2 protein-coding genes are annotated in these 1,047 nt (G+C 58.5%); one reads left to right on the top strand and one right to left on the bottom strand.

Going from position 1 to position 1,047, the window contains the following annotated elements:
• Window positions 1-630: TIGR04219 family outer membrane beta-barrel protein (locus A3730_RS27980; RefSeq protein WP_063539385.1), on the bottom strand; the 630-nt coding region annotated here is incomplete at its 3' end.
• A 147-nt stretch (window positions 631-777) separates the two neighbouring features.
• On the opposite strand from A3730_RS27980, the gene A3730_RS27975 reads away from it, so the two are divergent.
• On the top strand, window positions 778-1,047 hold a 270-nt coding region (locus A3730_RS27975; RefSeq protein ID WP_156501420.1), incomplete at its 3' end, for a DUF4262 domain-containing protein.

Here is a 1,047-nt window from a genome sequence, read left to right as displayed (position 1 = left end):
GAACAGGTAGTCCGAGCGCCAGCCCACACGGGCGTTATAGTCGTTCATCTTGTTGCCGTCGTAGGCAATGGCGTTGAGTTCCGCCCCCACATAGACGCCGGGAACCGGAAGCTGTGCCCGGGCGCCTGCGTGCAGCATGGGTAAGGTTTCATCAATGCTCAGTGAGGTTTTCCCCGCCAGGCTGTTCAGTCGGAGTTCTCCGTCCAGACGGCGCAGAGTAAGGCCAAGATCCACTTTCACGGCATTGTTGAGAGGGCTGTAGTAGAGGGTGCCGTCCAGCATCTCCAGGTCAAAATCCGTGGCCACGCGAGTGTTGGCAACAAAATTTTGCCCATTGAATGTGAAGCTTCGGCTGATGATATTGCTGGCGCTGTCAGACAGGTCGATATAACGCAGGCGCACATTGGGAACCAGCGGTACGGCGTGTTCCACCCCCAGGTAGAGCACGTTCTGGTCGGCCTTGTTGAAGCCCAGGTCATCCTGCACGTCGATGTTGGCGCCGCCGGACGCCACATTGCCTTCCAGCTCCGTATCCCAGGTATACCCGCCACCATAGATCGCCACGCCGGGGGCCGCGTGGGCGAGAGGGGTGGCCAGTAGCGCGGTTACCAGCAAGCCTGCACGTTTCATGGGTAATCCTCATTGTTCTGGATTCGCCCCAGTATTGCAGCTGTGAGGGGTGGCACCAAGTGAAGGCGGAGTCTGTTATGATTGCGATCACACCGCGTTAACCGCTTGCCAGTGCCCCAGGGCGCTGCCTGAACCGATGATGACCCTATGTTTCTTGATGAAATGCCCGGCAAATTTCGTTATCCACAGCCGGAAGATGCCGAAGACAAAGCACTGCTGGCGGATATTCAGCGCAAGGGCTGGCATCACTTTGCCGTCTCCGGTGGCGATGGCCAGCCGGGCTACACCTTCAGCGTGGGGCATTTCCTCAACCTGAACCACCCGGAACTGATAGTGGTGGGTCTGAAAGATGCGCTGGCCAGCAAACTGTTGGACAGCGCCGCCGTGCGCATTCGTGGTCTGAAGAAGCCCTACCAG

This window comes from Alcanivorax sp. HI0044, assembly GCF_001634945.1.
This window is presented reverse-complemented; position numbering and strand designations above follow the sequence as displayed.